Source organism: Nodosilinea sp. LEGE 07088 (assembly GCF_015207395.1).
Lineage (GTDB): Bacteria > Cyanobacteriota > Cyanobacteriia > Phormidesmidales > Phormidesmidaceae > Nodosilinea.
Genome location: NZ_JADEWX010000320.1, coordinates 1 through 3,192, shown reverse-complemented (window position 1 = coordinate 3,192; position 3,192 = coordinate 1). Strand labels below are relative to the sequence as shown.

Annotated in this window: 3 protein-coding genes; all 3 read left to right on the top strand. The window is 59.1% G+C overall.

Annotation, left to right across the window (positions count from 1 at the left end; all coding sequences use genetic code 11):
- Positions 1–304 precede the first annotated feature (304 nt).
- The 3 genes from IQ254_RS30485 to IQ254_RS30475 all read left to right on the top strand — a co-directional run bounded on the left by IQ254_RS30485 (position 305) and on the right by IQ254_RS30475 (position 3,166).
- Positions 305–763: a hypothetical protein gene (locus IQ254_RS30485; RefSeq protein ID WP_193969885.1), complete on the top strand. Its 459-nt coding sequence runs from the start codon at positions 305–307 to the stop codon at positions 761–763.
- A gap of 478 nt (positions 764–1,241) precedes the next feature.
- Positions 1,242–1,676 carry a Spy/CpxP family protein refolding chaperone gene (locus IQ254_RS30480; protein WP_193969884.1) on the top strand — a complete coding sequence of 145 codons (435 nt, stop codon included), beginning with the start codon at positions 1,242–1,244 and terminating at the stop codon, positions 1,674–1,676.
- Positions 1,677–1,804: 128 nt separating this feature from the next.
- Positions 1,805–3,166, top strand: a complete 1,362-nt coding sequence (locus tag IQ254_RS30475) for an efflux RND transporter periplasmic adaptor subunit (RefSeq protein ID WP_193969883.1) — start codon at positions 1,805–1,807, stop codon at positions 3,164–3,166.
- The last annotated feature ends 26 nt before the right edge of the window (positions 3,167–3,192 follow it).

Here is a 3,192-nt window from a genome sequence, read left to right as displayed (position 1 = left end):
ATATGCGCTCGGTCACGCGTCCGATAGGGAACTGTCTGAGCCTCCCGAAGTTCACTTAACGTGCGGTCTTCTTCCTCGGTCAAAATGATGCGTAATGGGGCGGGCATTTGAGGGCACTCTGGCTACCCTGCTATCTTACATTTAATCTCAACTGCCTACTTAGCGACCTTTGCCCTAACGGGGTTAGGAGGTTTGCTTCAGGCGTCACCTCGTTGGCAAACCCTAGGCTAAGGCTGCCCCTGCCCCTGGAGCTTGTCTCCAGGCTAGGGGTATGTGCTCCCTACACTTTGCTGGAGATATGCCCATGCTCAATCAAGTTCTAGGCCGTTGTTCTACCTATTTAGCGTTGTTTACCGTCTGTGCCGGAGCGCTGATGGTGAGTAGTTTGGCCGTAGCGCAAATCAAGCCCATAAAACCCGTTGCTACTATCCAGTCGTCGGGGTTAGAAAGCCTGAGTCTCAGCTTTACTCAGATGCAGGCCCTAGAAAATGTCGTTGAGGCCCATCAGGCCAGTTTTGAGGCTTTGCTGACCCCGGCCCAGCTAACTCGGCTCAATGCTCTGCGGGCCAACTATCAGGATGCACCCACCCTTAACCCAGACGTAGATCCCATCGATCAACTGCATCTCAGCCCTGCCCAACAGGACGAGCTTACGGCCCTGCGCACGCTTTTAATGGCCCAGTTTGAGGCTATTTTGACCCTCCAGCAGCTTCAGCAGCTCGAAACCATGGGGCTCATCGTGCCGATTGGCGAAGGCCAGTAGGACAAATCTCCCAGCCCAGAAGGCGACAATTGACCTGCTGAGTTTAGGAGATTTGCTTCAGGCCCCAGCAGAGACTTGGCCCCTAGGATCGGGCTATACCCAACCGGGTTGGTTGTGTGTTCCACTGTTGATCACTATGGAGAGATTGCGTTATGCCCAATTTGTTGGCTAATCGATAGCCTCTAGGATGGCACCCTCGGGTGCATTGACTACTTTTCACTCCCTAACTATCGCTCCTAGCTTTCCTTAGCCTCTACCTCGAGGGCAAGGGAAGCTTTTTTCACTACGGCTGAAGATTAGGACTATTCTCCCACCCCAGAGAGCGACATTTGCCCTAGTGCGTTTGAGAGGTTTGCTTCAGGTGTTACCGCCCATCCTCCCCCTAGGATGGGCCTATCCCACGGGTTCAGTTCAAGCCCTTGAGCATCACCCTGAACCCATGGAGTTTGCGTTCCATCCTCATATTTGGAGATGTCAAATGACCCTTAAAGTTGTAATACGAACAGCGTCTCGATTACTGCTGGTGAGCATCGGCGTCGGTACCTTGCTGATCACCACCCCCCCATTGGCGCTGGGGCAGCCCGCTGGGGCCCCAAACCGAGAGGCTATCCGTTCCTTAAACCTGAGCCGGTCACAGATGCGGCAGCTGCGCAGCATCGTACAGGGCTATCAATCTAGCCTGGAGGGTATTTTGACCTCATCCCAACGGCAGCAGCTTGAGGATCTCCAGGCGGCCCAGCTCGATCAGCCCGCGTCGGACTCGCCTCCGGATTTGGTGGCTCAGCTTAACCTGAGTGCCGATCAGCAAAGCCAGCTAGAGACTATCCAGGCCAGCATGGCGGAAGAGTTAAAGACCGTTTTGTCGCCAGAGCAGTTTGAGCAGGCGCAGCAGCTGGGCTTCCCTGGCCTGTAATCTGCAGCGGTTCACTCACCTTATTTCCTAAGTTTCACTCCACACCGCTCCTCTTGGTGCCATACCCATGGGATCGAGAGGGGCTTTCTTCTTTTCGCACCGCCACAACCGTCCTGGATGGTTTTGATATGAAAATCGATCTCGATCACTATTCGGCTCCATCCCGCCCGAGCGCCGGGGCGACCCCAGCCCAGCCAGCGGCTGGGCGGCCAAAACCTCGTCGCCGCTGGGGTCTGACCTGGGCGATCGCCAGCATCGGGCTGCTGGGGCTAGGGGTGCTGGTCGGCCCCAGGCTGCTACGGCCCCCCAGCGACACCCGCGAACAATCGTTAGCAGCCCTTACCCAACCCGTTGAAACTACCGCGCTGACGGTGCGGGTCGAGGGCACCGGCAGCGTGGTGGCCAAAGACACCGTCAACCTCAGCCCCAAAACCGCAGGACGGCTGGAGATTTTATACGGCGAACAGGGCGACCCGGTGCAGGCCGGCCAGGTGCTAGCCCAGATGGAAGTAGGCACCCTCACCGACGAGCTGAAGCAAAACCAGGCCCAGCTGGCCCAGGCCGCCGCCGACTACGCCAGGGTTGTAGCGGGCAACCGAGCTGAGGCGATTCGGCGGGCCGAAGCTGAGGTGGCCTCGGCAAAATCCCAGGTCACCCTGACCGTTATGCAGCTAGCCCGCTACCGGGAGCTGGCGGCCCGCGGGGCAATTTCCCAGAATGACCTTGACCAGTACGTTAACCAAGCCAGTGGCGCCGAGGCCAGCTTGAAGCAGGCCCAGGCCCAGCTCGAAGAAACCGCCAGCGGCTCTCGCCCTGAAGAGATTACCGCCGCCGCCGCCGCCGTGGATGCCGCCAAGGCCCAGGTCGCCGCGATTGAAACTCAAATTAACGAAGCCACCATCCGCGCCCCCTTTGCCGGGGTGATTACCCAAATCTACGCCACCGTCGGCGCGATTGTTACCCCCACCACATCGGCGTCAGCCACGGCCTCCGCCACCTCCAGCTCAATTTTGGCCATCTCCTCGGGGCTAGAGGTGGAGGTGGATGTTTCTGAGGCCAACATTGCCCAGGTCAGGGTTGGCCAGGCGGTGGAGATCGTCGCCGATGCCTTTCCACAGGCGGTGTTTACGGGCCGGGTCAAGCGCATCGCCCCCGAGGCCGTGGTGGAAAACAACGTGACGGTGTTTCAGGTGGTGGTCACGCCGCTCACCGGCCTCGACCAGCTCAAGTCGGGCATGACGGTGGACGCCACCTTCATCGGCGAAACGATATCGAACGCGCTGATGGTGCCGACCGTCGCCATTGCCACCCAGGCCGGTCAACTGGGGGTACAGGTCGCCGACGACCAGGGCAATCCGGTGTTTAAGCCCGTCACCGTGGGGCTGACCCAGGACAGCAAAACCCAGGTCTTAACTGGGCTAGAGGCCCACGATCGGGTGTTTCTAGATCTGCCGGAGGAGGGGCGTAAATCGGTGGCTTTTCCTCCCTGACCCACCCCGACCCCTCCCAGGAGGAG